The following is a 19,631-nucleotide window of genomic DNA, read 5'->3' as shown; positions in this document are numbered from 1 at the left end:
AAGTTTGATGCTCAAAGAATTAAACTTCGTAATGAATTACGTGTTCACTCTTGAGACTTGGTATTCATTTTTCGTCCGAGGACGTTAAGAATCCGTATCTTCGAGTGCCCACACAGATTGTCTGATAAATTGTTAAAGAGCAGGTGCGACGCGGCTTTCAGCTCACCGTCGCGAGGTGGCGTATATTACGCTTTCCTCTTTCAGAGTCAACCCTGAATTTCAGGATTTTTCTCTTCAACCGGCCGGCTGTTTGTGTGAAGTGATTCACATCCGCCGTGTCGATGGAGGCGCATTATAGGGAGTCGGTTCAGGAAGACAAGCGGAAAAATGCATTTTTGTTTTAACCGCTCATCTTTTATCCATAACGCTTATTTTTGCTGCTTTTTTATCGCTGATGGCAGGTCAGCAAGGCTGTTTAACACCCAGTCCGCCGCGTTTTCTGCTTCTGCCGTGACCGGTTTGCCCGTACGCACCAGCACTTTTGTCCCGACATTTGCCGCCGCTGCCGCCTGCATATCTTCCAGCTTGTCTCCCACCATATAAGAAGCCGCCATATCGATATGCAGGAAATCACGCGCCGAGATAAGCATTCCTGGATGCGGCTTGCGGCAATCACATACCTGACGGAACTCTTCTATGCTGCCCTGCGGATGGTGAGGACAATAATAGATGCCGTCCAAATCAACATCGCGATCCGCCAACGACCAGTCCATCCATTCGGTTAACGTTTCAAACTGCGCCTCAGTGAATTTGCCGCGCGCGATTCCGGACTGGTTCGTCACCACCACCAGCGCATAGCCCATTTTTTTTAGCTCGCGCATCGCGTCAATAACGCCGTCTATAAACTCAAATGCATCGATTTCATGTACGTAGCCGTGATCCACATTAATGGTGCCGTCACGGTCGAGAAAAATTGCGGGTACAGACTTTGCCACCTTTTATAGCTCCTGAGTAAAGCAAGTGGCGTTAGTATCGCATGTTTCAGCAGGCAAGAAAGTGCTCATCGTATAAAGCCTGATTGATTTAGACGTCTGGATGCCTTAACATCCATTCTGTTGACGGCGTTGACCGTATTAGGCAGACGAAAATGCCTCCGCTCATTTCATTACGATAATAAAGAATCAATGATTAAACTTTCGAATATTACCAAAGTGTTCCAGCAGGGGACGCGCACCATTCAGGCGCTAAATAATGTCAGCCTGCACGTCCCTGCCGGGCAGATTTATGGCGTCATTGGCGCCTCCGGCGCCGGTAAAAGTACGCTTATCCGCTGCGTTAATTTACTTGAACGCCCAACCGAAGGTAGCGTTCAGGTCGGCGGTCAGGAGCTGACAACGCTTTCAGAGTCTGAGTTGACCAAAGCTCGCCGTCAAATCGGCATGATTTTCCAACATTTTAACCTGCTCTCTTCCCGTACCGTGTTTGGCAACGTCGCGTTGCCGCTGGAACTGGATAACACACCAAAGGAAGAGGTCAAACGCCGTGTCACAGAGCTGCTGGATTTAGTCGGTCTTGGCGACAAGCACGACAGCTATCCGGCAAATCTTTCCGGCGGTCAGAAACAGCGTGTCGCGATTGCCCGCGCGTTAGCCAGTAATCCAAAAGTATTGCTGTGCGATGAAGCCACCAGCGCGCTTGATCCTGCGACGACCCGTTCGATTCTGGAATTGCTGAAAGATATCAACCGTCGTCTGGGGTTGACGATTCTGCTTATCACTCATGAAATGGATGTCGTGAAACGTATCTGCGACTGCGTTGCCGTTATCAGTAATGGCGAGCTTATTGAGCAGGATACGGTCAGCGAAGTCTTCTCGCATCCTAAAACGCCGCTGGCGCAGAAGTTTATTCAGTCCACTCTGCATCTGGACATTCCGGAAGATTACCAGGCGCGTTTGAAAGCGTCGCCGGAAACTGACAGCGTGCCGATGCTGCGCATGGAATTCACCGGGCAGTCTGTGGATGCCCCGCTGCTTTCTGAAACCGCGCGTCGTTTCAACGTGAACAATAATATTATCAGCGCGCAGATGGATTACGCGGGCGGTGTGAAGTTCGGCATTATGCTAACGGAAATGCACGGCACACAAGAAGAGACGCAAGCCGCAATTGCCTGGCTGCAGGATCACCATGTGAAAGTAGAGGTACTGGGTTATGTCTGAGGCAATGATGTGGTTACTGGTTCGTGGCGTTTGGGAAACGTTGGCGATGACCTTTGTCTCCGGTTTCTTCGGTTTCGTGATTGGCCTGCCGGTTGGCGTATTGCTGTATGTTACGCGCCCGGGGCAGATTATGGAGAACGCCAGGCTGTATCGCTCCCTCTCTGCGGTGGTCAATATTTTCCGCTCGATTCCCTTTATCATTCTGCTGGTGTGGATGATTCCTTTTACCCGAATAATTGTCGGCACCTCCATTGGTTTGCAGGCTGCGATTGTACCGCTGACCGTCGGCGCCGCGCCTTTTATCGCCCGTATGGTGGAAAATGCGTTGTTAGAGATCCCTGCCGGGCTGATTGAAGCCTCGCGAGCGATGGGCGCCACGCCGCTGCAAATTGTACGTAAAATCCTTTTACCGGAAGCGCTGCCTGGTCTGGTAAATGCGGCAACCATTACACTGATCACCCTGGTCGGTTACTCCGCAATGGGCGGCGCCGTCGGCGCAGGCGGCCTCGGTCAAATCGGCTATCAGTACGGTTATATTGGATACAATGCTACCGTGATGAATACGGTGCTGGTATTACTTGTCGTTCTGGTTTATTTAATTCAGTTATCCGGCGATCGCATCGTCAGGGCTGTCACGCATAAGTAACGTTAAACACAACACAAATACTCATTAAGGAAATAAGCATGGCGTTCAAATTCAAAACCTTTGCGGCAGTGGGTGCTCTGATTGGTTCTCTGGCACTTGCGGGTTGCGGTCAGGATGAAAAAGATCCGAACCATATTAAAGTCGGCGTAATCGTTGGCGCAGAGCAGCAAGTTGCCGAAGTCGCGCAGAAAGTCGCGAAAGAAAAATACGGCCTGGACGTGGAATTGGTGACCTTTAATGATTATGTTCTGCCTAATGAAGCGCTGAGCAAAGGCGATATCGATGCCAATGCCTTCCAGCACAAACCGTATCTGGATCAGCAAATCAAAGATCGCGGCTACAAACTGGTTTCTGTAGGTAAGACTTTTGTCTATCCCATTGCAGGATATTCCAAAAAAATCAAATCACTGGATGAGCTCAAGGACGGTTCCCAGGTCGCTGTGCCTAACGACCCGACCAACCTTGGTCGTTCCCTGCTGCTGCTGCAAAAAGTAGGGCTGATTAAACTGAAAGACGGCGTCGGTCTGCTTCCTACCTCGCTGGATATCGTCGAAAACCCGAAAAATCTGAAAATTGTTGAGCTGGAAGCGCCGCAGTTGCCGCGTTCGCTGGATGACGCGCAGATCGCGTTAGCGGTCATCAATACGACTTACGCCAGCCAGATTGGCCTGACGCCAGCGAAAGACGGTATCTTCGTTGAAGATAAAGATTCTCCGTACGTTAACCTGATCGTGACGCGTGAAGATAACAAAGACGCCGAGAATGTGAAAAAATTCGTTCAGGCTTACCAGTCTGATGAAGTGTACGAAGCCGCAAATAAAGTTTTTAATGGCGGCGCGGTGAAAGGCTGGTAAGTTTTAGGCTGATTCCACAATCTGTAATATTATTCAGGACGGGCTATTGCCCGTCTTGTCATTTATGCAAGCTCCTGATTCAATATCTGGCAATTAGAACATTCATTGAGGAAATATTATGCGTGCTTTACCGATCTGTTTATTGGCACTCATGCTGGGCGGTTGTTCCATGCTAAGCAGATCCCCTGTTGAACCCGTTCAAAGCACCGCAACCCCGCCAAAAGCGGAGCCGGAGAAACCTAAAGCGCCGCGTGCCGCTCCCGTCAGGATTTACACCAATGCTGAAGACTTAGTCGGCAAACCTTTCCGCGATCTTGGCGAGGTTAGCGGCGAATCCTGCCAGGCGACAAATCAAGACTCTCCGCCTAACATTCCAACTGCGCGCAAGCGTATGCAGATTAATGCATCTAAAATGAAAGCCAACGCCGTCCTGCTGCACAGCTGTGAAATTACCAGCGGCACGCCAGGCTGCTATCGTCAGGCGGTTTGTATCGGGTCCGCCCTGAATATTTCGGCGAAATGAGCAGCTTTCAGTTTGAACAAATCGGCGTTATTCGCTCCCCCTATAAAGAAAAATTCGCCGTTCCGCGCCAGCCCGGTCTGGTCAAAAGCGCCTGCGGCGAACTGCATCTGATAGCGCCTTACAACCAGGCCGATGCCGTTCGCGGCCTGGAGGCGTTCAGCCATTTGTGGGTGCTTTTCGTTTTTCATCAGACGATAGACGGCGGCTGGCGGCCAACAGTTCGTCCGCCCCGTCTTGGCGGTAACGCCAGAATGGGCGTTTTTGCCACGCGCTCCACGTTCCGCCCCAATCCGATTGGCATGTCGCTCGTTGCGCTAAAAGGTATCGAGTGCCGGAAAGAGAGCGTAATTCTGAAATTAGGCAGTCTGGATCTGGTGGATGGCACGCCGGTGGTGGATATCAAACCGTATTTACCGTTTGCCGAGGCCTTACCGGACGCCGCCGCCAGCTATGCGCAACAGGCGCCGATAGCTGAAATGCCCGTGAGTTTTACCGCTGAGGTGGCTCAACAGCTTACGACGCTGGAAAGGCGTTATCCGCAGCTACGGACATTTATTTGCGATGTGCTGGCGCAAGATCCTCGCCCGGCTTATCGTAAGGGTGAAGAGACGGGCAAAACCTATGCCGTCTGGCTGCATGATTTTAACGTGCGCTGGCGTGTGGTTAGCACTGGATTTGAAGTGTTTGCGCTGGAACCACGGTAATTTCACTCCCTTCTCTTTTGACATCTCTTGCACGCTGGTAAACTAAATCACTTTTTTTGTATCAGGCTCACATTGAGCCTGTTCGATCGTTCAACTGGAACCGTAACAACATGCGTACTAGCCAATACCTGCTCTCCACTCTGAAGGAGACACCTGCCGACGCCGAGGTTATCAGCCACCAGCTGATGCTGCGCGCCGGGATGATCCGCAAGCTCGCCTCCGGGTTATATACCTGGCTGCCGACCGGCCTGCGCGTCCTGAAAAAAGTCGAAAACATCGTGCGTGAAGAGATGAACAACGCCGGTGCTATCGAGGTGTCGATGCCAGTCGTTCAGCCAGCCGACCTGTGGCAAGAGAGTGGTCGTTGGGAACAGTACGGTCCGGAACTGCTGCGTTTTGTCGACCGTGGCGAGCGTCCGTTCGTACTCGGCCCGACCCACGAAGAAGTTATCACCGATCTGGTGCGTAATGAACTCAGCTCTTATAAGCAGTTGCCGCTGAACTTCTTCCAAATCCAGACCAAATTCCGTGATGAAGTGCGTCCGCGCTTTGGCGTGATGCGTTCGCGCGAATTCCTGATGAAAGATGCTTACTCTTTCCACACCTCTCAGGAGTCGTTGCAGGAAACCTATGACGCCATGTACGCCGCGTATAGCCGTATCTTCAGCCGTATGGGGCTGGATTTCCGCGCGGTACAGGCCGATACCGGTTCTATCGGCGGCAACGCCTCGCATGAATTCCAGGTGCTGGCGCAAAGCGGCGAAGACGATATCGTTTTCTCTGATGTTTCTGATTACGCGGCTAACATTGAACTGGCAGAAGCTATCGCGCCGCAAACGCCGCGCGCAGCGGCGACGCAGGAAATGACTCTGGTCGATACGCCAAATGCCAAAACCATCGCGGAGCTGGTGGAACAATTCAACCTGCCAATTGAAAAAACGGTAAAAACGCTGCTGGTGAAAGCGGTGAAAGACAGCAAGTCTCCGCTGGTGGCTCTGCTGGTTCGCGGCGATCATGAACTGAATGAAGTTAAAGCGGAAAAACTGCCACACGTTGCCAGCCCGCTGACCTTCGCTACCGAAGAAGAGATTCGCGCCGTAATTAATGCCGGCCCTGGCTCCCTCGGCCCGGTCAATATGCCGATTCCGGTCATCATCGATCGTACCGTTGCCGCCATGAGCGATTTTGCCGCTGGCGCCAACATCGACGGTAAACACTACTTTGGTATTAACTGGGATCGCGATGTGGCGACGCCTGTTGTTGCCGACATCCGTAACGTAGTCGCCGGCGATCCGAGTCCGGATGGTCAGGGAACGTTGCTTATCAAACGCGGTATCGAAGTGGGTCACATCTTCCAGTTAGGTACCAAGTACTCAGAAGCGCTGAAAGCCTCCGTTCAGGGTGAAGATGGCCGTAACCAGATCCTGACAATGGGCTGCTATGGTATCGGCGTAACACGTGTCGTTGCCGCGGCTATCGAGCAGAACTTTGACGAGCGCGGCATTGTATGGCCTGACGCCATTGCGCCTTTCCAGGTCGCTATTCTGCCGATGAATATGCACAAATCCTTCCGTGTGCAGGAGCTGGCGGAAAAGCTGTACAGCGAATTGCGCGCGCAGGGCATTGAAGTGCTGATGGACGACCGTAAAGAGCGCCCGGGCGTGATGTTTGCCGATATGGAGCTGATTGGTATTCCACATACTATCGTGATTGGCGATCGCAACCTGGATAACGACGATATTGAGTATAAATACCGTCGCAGCGGTGAAAAATCGCTGATTAAAACCGGCGATATCGTTGATTATCTGGTCAAGGCGATTAAAGGCTAAACGACATTTTGTTGGGGTTGCCCGGCGCCATCCGGCAGATATGTAAAGGCCTCGCACCCTGCGAGGCCTTTTATTAGTGAGTGCAATCTTTACCCGGCGCAAACTTCGCATTTTTATCGGCTATTAGCGTTTTTACCGGCTCGCCCGTGTCCGGGTTCGCGGCAAACACAAAATGCCCTTCTACCGTCAGCAGCACCGGTTTTTCCGCTTCACCTTTCGCCGCCAGATAGCCGCGCTCAAGCTGGGCGTTACTGGCGACCGGCAGCCGTTTTCCGGTCGCGCAATCGGTAAAGGTCGCCGCATCGGCCCTGTATACATACATACCACGCAGCGGCATTGGCGTTACCGGCAGGCTGGCGGTAACAGGCACCAGCGTATAATTAAGCTGCGAAGCCACCGGATTGCCTTCTCTGTCGAGCATCTCCAGCGCATTGCCCTTCGCGCGATAATACGATTTCTCGCCATTGCTGTCGGTTAACACCAGTTTATCCGCCGTCCGCGCCCAGGTACCGTATGACGCAAAAGAGGAAGGTTCTTCGCGCACGCCCTGATAGCGCTCGTTCATCACCCATGTGCCGTCTTTTTCCAGAAATAGTGACGTTTCAATACCTTCACAATCCGCACAGGGCAGCACGCCGCGCCAGCTTTGCTGCATGGGTTTTAATTCCGTCGCCTGCGCAGGTTGCAGGGCGTCAACTTCCGCACGGTTATTACACCCTATCAATGCAAATAGCGTACAGGCTGCCGCTACTGACAATATTGCTGTTCTCACCATAAAATCCTTATGAAATTGCTATTCCTGCCCGTCAATCCAGTGGACGACGAACTTTGCCGCGAAGCGCCTTTACAGAAGATTTTTGCGCCTTTGAGGACAAACGGCGCTCTTTCGAGGCACGCGTCGGACGGGTTGCGCGACGGCTTTTCTGCTCCGCGGTTAATTCTTTTATGACGGCAACCAGCCTGGCGATAGCCGCTTCCCGGTTGAGCTCCTGGCTCCGGAACTCCTGCGCCTTAATGATAATGACGCCATCATCGCTTATCAGATGGTGGCTGGCCGTCAGCAAACGCTGTTTATAATACTCTGGCAGGCCAGAGGCCCGAATGTCAAAGCGCAAATGAATCGCGCTAGAGGTCTTATTTACGTGCTGACCACCCGCGCCCTGCGCGCGAATGGCCGTAATTTCCAGCTCATTATCGGCTATGGAGACCGTCCGGGAGATGGCAATCATGAGGGCTGTTGCCAGGCGGTTAGCTGTATTTCCAGATTATTCCGAGCATCAGAAAGCCAGATTGCGCCGTCCTGAATCGTCGCCTGTAGCGTCATGGTACGATCGGCAAATTCACTGAGCTGCGCCAGTTGCCCGTCATCCAGATACCAGACGGACAGGTTAGCGAACTGCGCGCACTTGCTTTGATGCTGCTGCCACCAGATTTGCGCCGCCCGGGAGTTATAAGCAAAGAGCGCGACGTCGCTCGCCTGAGTACAGGCTTTCTTAATACGGCGCTCATCCGGCAGCCCCAGCTCTATCCAGAGATCGATGCCCAGATGATCGTTGCGCAGCCAGGCCTCCGGCTCATCTTCCGCGCTGAGCCCGCGTGTAAACTGCAACCGTTCATCAGCATATTTTATCCATGCCAACAGGCGCAGCATCATGCGCTCCTGCGTTTCAGAAGGGTGACGCGCCAGCGTCAATGCCGCATCCAGAAACCGGTTGCGATCAAGGTCAGCCACATTGACGACGGCTTTATAAATTGTCGCTTTAAGCGCCATGAGAAAACTCCTTTCGAATCAGGCACCCATTGTAGCGAAAACCGCGCTAAAAGGCTGTTAACGAATCTTTTACCCACTCGCGTCAGGCGCTGATATTGCGCAAATGAGTATGGTATAGTCACCTTGCTAAACAAGATTTAACTTCGTAGGCTTAGACTTGCATCCACGGTTAAGTCAGAATGCTGACAGGAGGGCATGTGGAAAAATATTGTGAGTTAGTACGCAAGCGGTATGCGGAAATCGCCAGCGGAGACTTAGGGTATGTCCCGGATGCGCTGGGTTGTGTATTGAAAGTGCTTAATGAAGTGGCGGCAGATAGCGCCCTTTCAGAGTCGGTCAGGGAAAAGGCAGCTTATGCTGCCGCGAACTTACTGGTGAGCGATTATGTCAATGAATGAAACGTATCAACCCATTAATTGCGATGACTACGATAGTCTTGAGCTTGCCTGCATGCATCATTTAATACTGACGCTAACGTTAAAAGATGGCGAGGTTTTGCAGGCAAAAGCGAACGATTTGATCTTACGTAAAAACGTAGAGTATCTGCTTGCCGAGATTTCCGGCGAGTCTTGTGAACTTCGTCTCGATAAAATCGCCAGTTTCAGCCACCCGGAAATTGGTACCGTGGTAGTTAGCGAATCCTGAGTATTTTGTTGCCGGATGGCGGTGCAAGCACCTTATCCGGCCTACGTTCCATGCGATACGTAGGCCTGATAAGCGCAGCGCCATCAGGCATGCCAAACCAGACTCACCCCTTCTTTATCTTCTGCAGCTCCCTCACGCGTCACAAAAACACCCGCAGCCGCAATCAGCGTTTCGCCGTAAAACAACAGCGGCGTGGTATCTCGTCGCCAGGGCGGGATCCCCTGCTCCTGCCAGATTTTCTTTAATTTACGTCCACCGTGACGTCCCACAATGTGTAGCAACCCTGGCGCCTTAAACCGAATGCTGACGGATTCTTCCTCTCGCGGTCGGCGCAGTTCGCCGCCAGGAACGAGCTGTACCGTCCCTAAGCCGGCAGGCAGCGCCAGCGGTGTTTGCCAGACGGGCCAGGCGACCGTCGTTTCGTGTTGTCCGGCCACGGATTTAATCCACCACAGTTGCGACTGATAACGGCGAATCTCGTGATCGCCAAAGCGTAAACAGGGAGAGGCATCGTCGCGCGCCAGCGCCACCTCCTGCCAGATACGTTCCAGCGCGTCGCGAGAGGGCATCGGCGCATTACGCATCGCCAGCCAGCGACGCAAAATCGCCGCCCGCCGTACATCGCTCATCGACATTAATGGAGAGAGCCGCAATGTTCCCTCCGTCGTGATACAGTCCGTAAGATCGCTGGCCAGAAGCTCGTCCAGCAGCCTTTCTTGCTCGGCGCAGAGCGTCGCGCTACGGGCTACCGCCGCAGGAAAATGCGGCCAGCGCTGCTGCAAGAGCGGAAGCGCGCGCAGGCGTAAAAAATTGCGATCGTAGGCGTCATCCTGATTGCTTTCATCTTCAATCCAGCATAAGCCATGATGCACAGCCCACTGTTCCAGCGTCTTCCGCGTTTCTCTCAACAGCGGGCGAAGAAGCAGAGTTCCGGCAAAAGGCGAGCGTTCTCCCATCGCGGAAAGTCCGGCCGGACCGCTGCCGCGCTTTAACGCCAGCAGGAATGTTTCACACTGATCGTCAAGGTGCTGCGCGGTTGCCAGCACTTCGCCAGGCAATAGTGTCTGTGCGAACGCCCGGTAGCGCGCTTCACGCGCATGGGCCTCGATACCCAGGCCATTATCCGCCAGCGTCACCCGCTCCACTACCAGCGGAACCTGCCAGCGTTCGCATACGGTTTCGCAATGCCGCACCCAGCTATCAGCATGAGGGCTTAAACCGTGATGAATATGGATAGCACGCAGCGTGACGTGAGGATGGCGTTCTCGCCACAACACCAGTTGATGCAACAGCACCGTAGAATCCAGGCCGCCGCTAAAGGCAGCCAGAATACGGCGAGAAGAGAGTAACGAGGTATTCAACGTGAGAGTGGTCATGATCCATGCTTATAGTGACTTAGCCCGGCAACGTTACCTGGCGAGCGTCTTAATGACAAGCCTTACTGCTCATACAGCTCAAGCGGTAAACCGTCCGGATCGTTGAAAAAAGTAAAGCGCTTCCCGGTATACGGATCGATGCGTATCGGTTCGCACTTAACCTGATGCTTTTCCAGATGCGCAACGGCGTTTTCCACATTTTCCACGCTGAAAGCCAGATGGCGCAGGCCGCAGGCTTCAGGTCGGCTTGGACGCGCCGGAGGGAAGGGAAAAGAGAAAAGCTCAATTACATACTGCCCGTTTAGCGCCAAATCGCCCTTCCACGAGTCACGCTCTTCCCGCCAGGCTTCGCTTAGCAGATCGAACCCCAGAATATCGCAGTAAAACGCCTTGCTCACCGCATAGTCTGTCGCAATGATCGCGATGTGATGAACCTGTTTTAATCCCAGCATAGCGTCTCCTTTATTGATTATCAGTACGTTACTCGTCACATTCCCGTCAGGCAAGCTAACAGGCGTGTTTTAAGACTCGTACCTGGTACACCCCGTCTTCATTCCGTTTCGCGCCGTGAATATCCGTTTCAAAACCGGGATAATGCTGGCCAATCGAGCAGAGCATTAGCAGAAAATCGAGCACGGCCCGACTCTGTTGCGTGATCCTCTCGCCGGGCATCAACAGCGGAACGCCTGGCGGATAAGGCAGGATCATATTCGCGGAAACGCGCCCTGGCAGTTGATCGAGCGCCACGGTTTCCACCTCGCCTTTGATCTGACGCTGCCAGGCCTGGTGCGGGGTCATGATCATCTCCGGTAAAACCTCGAACGCCCGCAACATCAGCCCCGGAAGATCGTGCTGGCGGATCAGTTTATGGATCCCCTGCGCCAGATCCTGAATGCGCATATTGCGATAAAAATCCGGATCTTCCGCATACAAATCCGGCAACATATTTTTGACGCGCAGGTTAAGATCGTAGGCCCGTTTAAATTCCGTCAGCCCGCGCAGCAGCCCCATCGCACGGGTCTTATCAATCCCTATGCTGAACAAAAACAGCAGATTATACGGCCCGGTTTTTTCCACCACTACGCCTCGCTCATCGAGGAACTTCGCCACCAGCGCGGCGGGTATCCCCTCTTCGCTCATGTTGCCCTGTTCATCCATCCCCGGCGTCAGGATTGTCACCTTAACCGGATCGAGGAACATATGATCGTCATCAGCATCGGTGAAGCCATGCCAGGTTTCTCCCGGCGTGACCGGCCAGCATTCGGCCTCATCAACCTCTTCCGGCTGCCAGATATCAAAGAACCAGCTATCGGACTCTTCACGTAACCGCTGTACCTCTTTACGAAAATGGAGCGCCCGCTCCACCGAACGATTAATCAATCTTTTCCCTGGATTGCCGCGCAGCATCGCCGCCGCGGTCTCGATAGAGGCGACAATGGGATAGCTCGGCGATGTGGAAGTGTGCATCATAAACGCTTCGTTAAACGTCTCTTCGTCATATTCCCCTTTGATATGAATAAGCGACGCCTGCGAAAAAGCCGCCAGCATTTTATGGGTGGATTGCGTTTCGAAAATCACTTTTCCGGGCACCCGATCGCCGCTCATCCCGCTTTTCCCCTGGTAGATCGGATGGAAATGGGTATAGGGTACCCAGGCGGAATCAAAATGGATCGAGGGAACGTCCAGCATCTGCTTGATCCAGTTAGTGTTATACAGCAGACCATCGTAAGTAGAATTGGTGATAACCGCATGAACCGGCCATTGCGCCTGCGCGGTTTCCGCCACCTTACGCGCAATGCTGTCGCGGGTAAATTCACGCTTAGGAATACCGCCGAGAATACCGAGCGCATTGCGCGTCGGCTTCAACCAGAGAGGCACCACATCGCTCATCATCAGCAAATGCGCCAGCGATTTATGGCAATTACGATCAATAAGTAGCGTACTTCCCGCAGGCGCGGCATACATACCGACAATTTTATTCGAGGTCGACGTACCGTTCGTCACCATATAACTCTGCTCGGCGCCAAAAGTACGGGCGATATACTCTTCCGCTTCCAGATGCGGCCCGGTGTGATCCAGCAGCGATCCCAGTTCAGTCACCGAAATCGACACATCAGCTTTTAAGGTATTGCCGCCAAAAAAGTCATAAAACAGACAGCCTGGCGGGCTTTTCTGATACGCCGTTCCTGCCATATGACCCGGCGTACAAAAGGTATATTTTCCTTCTTTGGCGTAGGTAAACAGCGCTTTGGTAAACGGCGGCGTAATATTATCGAGATATTCGTTTGTATATTGATGAATGCGCGTCGCGATATCTTCAGCCAGCCCCAATGCATACTCAAAAAACCACAGCGCCATGCGCATATCGTGAACGCTAACGTCCAGCGTGGAGTTGGTATTGATAAAGGCGTAGAGAGGAAGGTATTCATTTAGCTGGTTGATTTCGCTACAAAGGTCGAGACTGTATTCATCCCAGTCAAAAATAACGCCGCAGATGCGCGGGTTATGTTCAATAAACTTCAACAAGTCAACGCTATTTTGCGGCCAGATAATTTGAAATCCCAGGGATTGTAATGCACGCTCAAGCTCCTTGATGGGTTCATCTTTATAATAAACCCCGTGCGGCCCCATAATGGCGATGATGTTCATGCTTTCTCCTGAAAAAACCTGAGATAAGCATAGTAACAATCCTGCCGATGCAAAGCACCGACAGGATTTATCTTATTACAATGCGTTCCATGCATCGGTCCAGGCAATCCCTACGCCGGGCTCATAGTAGGCAGGCGCAACATTACACCATGAGCCTTCCGGGAACGGTTTGCACTGGTACAATGCGCCATTATTGTTGACGATGTCGCCCAGATTCCATTTCTGGCTGCTGCTCCAGGCAGGGTAGCTGGTGGTCTTATCTTCGTCATCCGCAGCGGCGGCCTTCGCTTTCACATTCAGCGTATAAACCGCAGTGCTGGAGAGCGTACCGTCGCTAACGGTCAGATTCACCACATACTGGGTGTTCTGAGTGACATCCGGCGCGTTGAAAATCACAACGGCTTTATCCTGGCCGCTCAGCGTTTTGCCATCCTGCGACATCCAGGTATAGGTGAGCTTGTCGCCATTCGCGTCGGTCGATCCTTCCGCGCTGAGTGAAACCGGGCTACCAGCTTCCACCGCCCCGACCGGCCCGGCAATGCGCGCGACTGGCGCCACGTTTTCATCCGTCACTGGCGCCGGAGTTGGCGTGACATCCGGTTCAGTGGTTCCGTTATCATCGACGACATTAACGTTGAAATAATGCTGTACACATTTCGTGTAGTCACCCTCTTTAAAGGCGGTATACGGCGTCTGATATCCCACTAACTGGCAGGAATAGGTTTTACCGTCCGCAGTATCGGCGCTCCAGCCCCAGTCTTGTTCCCAATAGATCGGTAACGCGCCAGCGCCGCCTTCATCGAACTGCTTCATCTTTTTACAGCCCAACACTTCGTCAGCCGGCACCGGCACTTTCAGGTAGTTGGCAAACTCTTTGTAGTAGGCGATACGGTTAAGCGACTGCGCATTCTCATCTGCGCCGCCGCACTCCACGCCGCCATTGATGATTTGAATGGTGACGCCGAAACCTGATACCAGGCCGTTTGCTTTATCGCGATCGTTTGGCTGCCAGGTACCGTCAATCACATGTAGCATAGACGGCTTCGGCGGCTGCGGATACACAAAGAAGAAGACGGCGCTCGCCAGGTTCATCCAGGTATCCGCCACCAGCTCGGGTTTATCCAGCAGAGGGCGAACGTCACCATACATCGCGTCAGAGAAAGGCCCATAGTTGTAGTTATAAGAAAGCTGTTTTGCCCCGCGACCAAAATAGCTGAGGAAATCGCCGTCCTTATCTTTACCGCACGGCCAGGTCTGGCCCTGCCATACATCCGGGTTACATTCGCCGTTGTAGCCGCCTTTCTGCCCTTCTGTCCAGCCGACTTCGCGCAGATAGACCAGCGCCTGACGCCATTCCGGAATGTCACGCCAGCTTTCGTGACCGCCCGTCTCCTGGGCAAAATGCGCAAACATAGTAGCCAGGGTTTTACGGCAGATAGCGTCGCTATCGCGTCCATCGGTGTAGGTACCACAAACCGCCGGGAATTTACCTATCGCTTTCAGGAAGTTAGAGTAAGTATATTCCGGCGCGCGCATCGGGAACAGATAATCCCAGTCGGCCTCTTTCAGAATACTTTCAACGCGTTTTACGTTTGCCGGGTTAGCGGCGCGCCCCGGTTCGATTTGTTCGACCGCGCTGTTATCCAACGTCTGGATAGAGGATTTCACTGCCTCCATTAACGGAAAATCCGTCAGCGCTTTCTCTTTCGCCGCCAGATCGCTGGCGTTAATGGTCATTGGCTCACTACTGCTAAGCAGCGGCGCGGCCTGCGCACCGGATAAGCTCAACATGATTCCTGCCGCCACGGCGCTGAGCGCCAGTGTTTTTTGCAATCCCATAATTTTCTCCTTGAAGGGTAGTTCACTGCCTGCCCTGGCCACACGCCTGGCAGTTGCTACAGTGTCAGGGAGAACATGCCGTTGCGTTTAATCACATCAACTCATCGGCGTCTCATTTTTCCTCGTCCAAAAAAAGAGGCCGGATTATCCGGCCTCCTGGGAAAAATGAGGTAAATGATTAGGCGTAACCGTAGCTCATCAAACGCTGGTAACGACGGTTTTTTAAATCATCGGTGCTTAACACATCGAGATCGGCTAAATCTTCCAGCAGCTGCGCTTTTAGCGACGCCGCCATCGCTTCCGGATTACGGTGCGCGCCGCCCAGCGGCTCCGGAATGATGGAATCGATTAGCTTCAGCTCTTTCAGACGCGGCGCGATGATGCCCATCGCTTCAGCAGCCAATGGCGCTTTGTCGGCGCTCTTCCACAAAATAGAGGCGCAACCTTCCGGGGAGATAACGGAATAGGTGCTGTATTGCAGCATATTCACTTTATCACCCACGCCAATCGCCAATGCGCCGCCGGAGCCGCCTTCGCCAATCACGGTGCAGATGACCGGTACGTTCAGACGAGACATCTCACGCAGGTTGCGGGCGATAGCTTCAGACTGACCACGCTCTTCCGCGCCCACGCCTGGGTAAGCGCCCGGGGTGTCGATGAAGGTGATAATCGGCATGTTGAAGCGTTCAGCCATTTCCATCAGGCGCAGCGCTTTGCGGTAGCCTTCCGGCGCTGGCATGCCAAAGTTACGACGAATTTTTTCTTTGGTTTCACGACCCTTCTGATGACCAATGATCATCACCGGTCGCCCTTCCAGACGCGCGATACCGCCGACGATGGCTTTGTCATCCGCATAGGCGCGATCGCCCGCCAGCTCATCAAACTCATCAAACGCCAGACGGACATAATCCAGGGTGTACGGACGCTGCGGATGGCGCGCCAGTTGGGCTACCTGCCATGCGCCGAGATCGGCGAAGATTTTGCGCGTCAGTTCTACGCTTTTTTCGCGCAGGCGATGGACTTCTTCATCGATATTAATATCCAGTTTCTCATCCTGGCGGCTTACCGCAGTCAGAGAATCGATTTTCGCTTCCAGCTCTGCTATCGGCTGTTCAAAATCAAGGAAATTCAGACTCATAGTATTCCTGTATTAGTCAAACTCCAGTTCCACCTGCTCCGAACCAATGAGGCCACGCAGATCGTTAAGTAAACGATCGCTCGGAGAGACACGCCACGTTGCGCCAAAACGCAGCCGCGCACGCGCATCCGCCCTCTGATAGTAGAGATGTACTGGAATGGTCCCCGAGCGGTGGGGTTCCAGAGACTGACGGAGTCGGTTTAAAAGCTGGTCATCAATTTGCCTGTCCGTCAGCGAGATAGCAAGCCCGCGAGCGTATTTTTCGCGAGCTTCGTCAATATCCATCACTTCGCGGGCGGTCATTTTAAGCCCCCCGCTGAAGTCATCAAAGCTGACCTGTCCGCTGACGATAAGTATGCGGTCTTTTTCCAGCAACTGCTGGTATTTATCCAGCGCGTCGGTAAATAACATCACTTCCAGACGCCCGGAACGGTCATCCAGCGTACAGATGCCGATACGATTGCCGCGCTTGGTGACCATAACCCTTGCGGCAATCACGAGCCCCGCAGCCGTGGTGACTTTACCACGTTCTGTCGGATGCATGTCTTTGAGCCTTACCCCGCCGACATAGCGCTCAATTTCTTTTAAATACTGATTGATAGGGTGGCCCGTCAGGTACAGCCCCAACGTTTCACGTTCCCCATCTAACACCACCTGCTCCGGCCACGGCTGGCAGCTGGCATAGGATTGTTCGATTTGCTCCGGCTCTTCCGCCAGTACGCCGAACATATCCGCCTGACCGATAGCTTCCGCTTTGGCGTGCTGGTCGGCGGCTTTCAGCGCATCGCCCAATGAGTTCATCAGCGCGGCGCGGTGCGGCCCCAGGCGGTCGAACGCCCCGGACATGATCAGCTTTTCCAGCACCCGGCGGTTGAGCTTTTTGGTGTCGGTCCGCGCGCACAGATCAAACAGTTCGCGGAAATAGCCGCCCTGATTACGCGCGTCGATGATCGCTTCGATCGGCCCTTCGCCGACGCCTTTGATCGCGCCGATGCCGTAGACGATCTCGCCCTCATCGTTAACGTGGAAATGGTACAATCCGGAGTTAATATCCGGCGGCAGAATTTTCAGTCCCATCCGCCAGCACTCGTCCACCAGGCCGACGACCTTCTCGGTGTTGTCCATATCGGCAGTCATCACCGCCGCCATAAATTCAGCCGGATAGTGCGCCTTTAGCCATAGCGTCTGATAAGAAACCAGCGCATAAGCGGCGGAGTGCGATTTGTTAAACCCGTAACCGGCGAATTTCTCCACCAGGTCAAAGATTTTCATCGCCAGTTCGCCGTCGATACCGTTCTTTTTCGCGCCCTCTTCAAAAACGGAACGCTGTTTGGCCATCTCTTCCGGCTTTTTCTTACCCATCGCACGACGCAGCATATCCGCGCCGCCGAGAGTATACCCGGAAAGTACCTGGGCAATCTGCATCACCTGTTCCTGATACAGAATGATGCCGTAGGTCGGCTCCAGTACCGGCTTCAGGCTTTCATGCTGCCACTGAACGTCCGGGTAAGAGAGTTCTTCACGACCGTGCTTACGGTCGATAAAGTTATCTACCATCCCGGACTGCAACGGACCGGGACGGAACAGAGCCACCAGCGCGATCATATCTTCAAAGCAGTCCGGCTGCAGACGTTTGATCAGATCTTTCATGCCGCGCGATTCAAGCTGGAAGACCGCCGTGGTTTCCGAGCGCTGCAGCATGTCGAAGCTTTTCTTGTCATCCAGCGGAATGGCGGCGATATCCAGCGGCGGCTCGCCGTTTTTCTCGCGCCGCTTGTTGATCATCTCCAGCGCCCAGTTGATGATGGTCAGCGTACGCAAACCGAGGAAGTCGAACTTCACCAGCCCGGCATATTCCACGTCGCTTTTATCAAACTGGGTAACCGGATGCTTGCCCTCTTCATCGCAGTACAGCGGCGCAAAGTCGGTAATTTTGGTCGGCGCGATGACCACGCCGCCAGCGTGTTTACCGGCGTTACGCGTGACGCCTTCAAGCTTACGCGCCATATCGATCAGCGCTCTGACCTCTTCATCCGCCTCGTAAATTTCCGGCAGTTGCGGTTCCGCTTCAAAGGCTTTTGCCAGCGTCATGCCCGGATCGGGCGGCACCAGCTTCGAGATACGATCGACAAAACCGTACGGATGCCCCAGCACTCGGCCCACATCGCGGATAACGGCTTTCGCCGCCATCGTACCGAAGGTGATAATTTGCGATACCGCATCACGCCCGTACATGTCTGCGACGTGCTCAATCACCTGGTCGCGTTTCTCCATACAGAAGTCAACGTCGAAGTCAGGCATCGAGACACGTTCCGGGTTCAGGAAACGTTCGAACAGCAGGTCAAATTCCAGCGGATCAAGGTCGGTAATTTTCAGCGCGTAGGCCACCAGCGAACCGGCCCCGGAGCCACGTCCCGGCCCTACCGGCACGCCGTTATCTTTTGACCACTGGATAAACTCCATCACGATGAGGAAGTAGCCAGGGAACCCCATCTGGTTGATAACTTGTAGTTCAATATCCAGACGCTCGTCATATTCCGGGCGACGCTTTTTGCGCTCTTCTTCGTCCGGAAACAGGAAAGCCAGACGTTCTTCGAGCCCCTCTTTCGATTTTTTGACCAGATAATCTTCGGTGGTCATATCGCCGGTCGGGAACTGCGGCAGGAAATATTCACCCAGACGCACCGTTACGTTGCAGCGTTTGGCAATCTCCACCGTATTTTCCAGCGCCTCCGGAATATCGGCGAACAGTTCGCACATCTCATCGATGCTGCGCATATATTGCTGCGGCGAGTAATTGCGCGGACGCTTAGGATCGTCAAGCGTGAAACCGTCGTGGATCGCGACACGAATTTCATGGGCGTCAAAATCATCGCTTTCAAGAAAACGGACATCGTTTGTCGCGACAACCGGCAAACCACGTGCCTCAGCCAATTCAACCGCAGCATGGAGATAGGTCTCTTCATCCTGTCTGCCGGTACGGATCAGTTCCAGAAAGTAGCGATCGGGAAAATGCGCTTCATAGAAAGCAACGCACTCCTCCACCAGCGCCTGGTTGCCGCGTAGCAGACAGCGGCCTACGTCGCCCATGCGCCCGCCGGAAAGCAGGATCAAACCTTCTTTAAGCTCTACCAGCCAGTCGCGCTCGATAATCGGGCCTGCCGCGCCGTAGCCGCGCTGATACGCTTTCGAGATCAGCAACGTCAGGTTCTGGTATCCCGTATTATTCGCCGCCAGTACCGTCAGATGAGTCAGCTCATCTCCCAGCAGTTCGTTGTGAACGTTAAAGTCCGCCCCGACGATGGGTTTAATGCCCGCGCCATGACCCGCTCCGTAGAACTTCACCAGACCGCAGAGGTTGGTAAAATCGGTGATCGCCAGCGCAGGCATACCTAATGAGGCCGCCTTTTTCACCAGCGGCCCGGTCTTCGCCAGCCCATCGATCATAGAGTAGTCGCTGTGCACCCGCAGGTGAACGAAACGTGGTTCAGACATCTTTAG

18 protein-coding genes are annotated in these 19,631 nt (G+C 53.6%); 8 read left to right on the top strand and 10 right to left on the bottom strand.

The window, feature by feature from the left end; all coding sequences use genetic code 11:
• Nucleotides 1–368 precede the first annotated feature (368 nt).
• The gene (gmhB, locus tag NA389_RS07160; RefSeq protein ID WP_001140158.1) at nt 369–935 is read right to left on the bottom strand and encodes a D-glycero-beta-D-manno-heptose 1,7-bisphosphate 7-phosphatase; all 567 of its coding nucleotides are present in this window, start codon (nt 933–935) and stop codon (nt 369–371) included.
• A gap of 189 nt (nt 936–1,124) precedes the next feature.
• On the opposite strand from gmhB, the gene metN reads away from it, so the two are divergent.
• The 6 genes from metN to proS all read left to right on the top strand — a co-directional run bounded on the left by metN (nt 1,125) and on the right by proS (nt 6,712).
• Nucleotides 1,125–2,156 (top strand): methionine ABC transporter ATP-binding protein MetN, encoded by a 1,032-nt coding sequence (metN, locus tag NA389_RS07155; protein ID WP_000594023.1) that lies wholly within the window; start codon nt 1,125–1,127, stop codon nt 2,154–2,156.
• A complete protein-coding gene (locus tag NA389_RS07150) occupies nt 2,149–2,802 on the top strand; it encodes a methionine ABC transporter permease MetI (protein ID WP_001287486.1) in 654 nt (217 codons plus the stop codon). The genes metN and NA389_RS07150 overlap by 8 nt, the downstream gene beginning before the upstream one ends.
• A gap of 38 nt (nt 2,803–2,840) precedes the next feature.
• On the top strand, nt 2,841–3,656 hold the full coding sequence (gene metQ / locus NA389_RS07145; protein ID WP_000874215.1) for a methionine ABC transporter substrate-binding lipoprotein MetQ: 816 nt from the start codon (nt 2,841–2,843) through the stop codon (nt 3,654–3,656).
• 118 nt (nt 3,657–3,774) lie between these two features.
• On the top strand, nt 3,775–4,179 hold the full coding sequence (gene rcsF, locus NA389_RS07140; protein ID WP_001202315.1) for an Rcs stress response system protein RcsF: 405 nt from the start codon (nt 3,775–3,777) through the stop codon (nt 4,177–4,179).
• A complete protein-coding gene (gene tsaA, locus NA389_RS07135) occupies nt 4,176–4,883 on the top strand; it encodes a tRNA (N6-threonylcarbamoyladenosine(37)-N6)-methyltransferase TrmO (RefSeq protein WP_000093982.1) in 708 nt (235 codons plus the stop codon). Before rcsF ends, tsaA begins: the two co-directional genes overlap by 4 nt.
• A 110-nt stretch (nt 4,884–4,993) precedes the next feature.
• A complete protein-coding gene (gene proS, locus NA389_RS07130) occupies nt 4,994–6,712 on the top strand; it encodes a proline--tRNA ligase (protein ID WP_001260683.1) in 1,719 nt (572 codons plus the stop codon).
• 73 nt (nt 6,713–6,785) lie between these two features.
• Here proS and nlpE read toward each other — a convergent pair whose 3' ends face one another.
• From nlpE to NA389_RS07115, 3 genes are read right to left on the bottom strand one after another with little or no spacing between them, the layout of a single operon-like run.
• A complete protein-coding gene (nlpE, locus tag NA389_RS07125; protein WP_000252582.1) occupies nt 6,786–7,487 on the bottom strand; it encodes an envelope stress response activation lipoprotein NlpE in 702 nt (233 codons plus the stop codon).
• Between the two features lie 31 nt (nt 7,488–7,518).
• Entirely contained in the window at nt 7,519–7,941 is a 423-nt protein-coding gene (arfB, locus tag NA389_RS07120; RefSeq protein WP_000560527.1) for an alternative ribosome rescue aminoacyl-tRNA hydrolase ArfB, read from the bottom strand.
• Nucleotides 7,938–8,483, bottom strand: coding sequence for a YaeQ family protein (locus NA389_RS07115; RefSeq protein ID WP_001185319.1), 546 nt, complete (start codon nt 8,481–8,483; stop codon nt 7,938–7,940). Before NA389_RS07115 ends, arfB begins: the two co-directional genes overlap by 4 nt.
• A gap of 197 nt (nt 8,484–8,680) precedes the next feature.
• Here NA389_RS07115 and NA389_RS07110 point away from each other — a divergent pair, with 197 nt between their 5' ends.
• Nucleotides 8,681–8,881 (top strand): YaeP family protein, encoded by a 201-nt coding sequence (locus tag NA389_RS07110; protein ID WP_001518678.1) that lies wholly within the window; start codon nt 8,681–8,683, stop codon nt 8,879–8,881.
• The gene (gene rof / locus NA389_RS07105; RefSeq protein ID WP_000062329.1) at nt 8,868–9,128 is read left to right on the top strand and encodes a Rho-binding antiterminator; all 261 of its coding nucleotides are present in this window, start codon (nt 8,868–8,870) and stop codon (nt 9,126–9,128) included. Before NA389_RS07110 ends, rof begins: the two co-directional genes overlap by 14 nt.
• Before the next feature lie 83 nt (nt 9,129–9,211).
• Here the strand turns inward: rof and tilS are convergent, their stop codons facing one another.
• The 6 genes from tilS to dnaE all read right to left on the bottom strand — a co-directional run bounded on the left by tilS (nt 9,212) and on the right by dnaE (nt 19,625).
• Nucleotides 9,212–10,504, bottom strand: a complete 1,293-nt coding sequence (tilS, locus tag NA389_RS07100; RefSeq protein ID WP_000210074.1) for a tRNA lysidine(34) synthetase TilS — start codon at nt 10,502–10,504, stop codon at nt 9,212–9,214.
• 62 nt (nt 10,505–10,566) lie between these two features.
• Nucleotides 10,567–10,956 carry a VOC family protein gene (locus NA389_RS07095; protein WP_000901086.1) on the bottom strand — a complete coding sequence of 130 codons (390 nt, stop codon included), beginning with the start codon at nt 10,954–10,956 and terminating at the stop codon, nt 10,567–10,569.
• A 55-nt stretch (nt 10,957–11,011) separates the two neighbouring features.
• Nucleotides 11,012–13,153, bottom strand: coding sequence for a lysine decarboxylase LdcC (ldcC, locus tag NA389_RS07090; protein ID WP_001021044.1), 2,142 nt, complete (start codon nt 13,151–13,153; stop codon nt 11,012–11,014).
• A gap of 75 nt (nt 13,154–13,228) precedes the next feature.
• Nucleotides 13,229–14,992: a chitinase gene (locus NA389_RS07085; RefSeq protein ID WP_000524166.1), complete on the bottom strand. Its 1,764-nt coding sequence runs from the start codon at nt 14,990–14,992 to the stop codon at nt 13,229–13,231.
• A gap of 178 nt (nt 14,993–15,170) precedes the next feature.
• Nucleotides 15,171–16,130: an acetyl-CoA carboxylase carboxyl transferase subunit alpha gene (accA, locus tag NA389_RS07080; RefSeq protein WP_000055753.1), complete on the bottom strand. Its 960-nt coding sequence runs from the start codon at nt 16,128–16,130 to the stop codon at nt 15,171–15,173.
• A 12-nt stretch (nt 16,131–16,142) separates the two neighbouring features.
• A complete protein-coding gene (gene dnaE, locus NA389_RS07075) occupies nt 16,143–19,625 on the bottom strand; it encodes a DNA polymerase III subunit alpha (protein WP_001294832.1) in 3,483 nt (1,160 codons plus the stop codon).
• Between the last annotated feature and the right edge of the window lie 6 nt (nt 19,626–19,631).

The sequence above is a fragment of the Salmonella sp. NW645 genome, assembly GCF_051703725.1.
GTDB classification, from domain to species: domain Bacteria; phylum Pseudomonadota; class Gammaproteobacteria; order Enterobacterales; family Enterobacteriaceae; genus Salmonella; species Salmonella enterica.
Note: the sequence above shows the minus strand (reverse complement) of the source record. Positions and strands in the feature narration are given on the sequence as shown.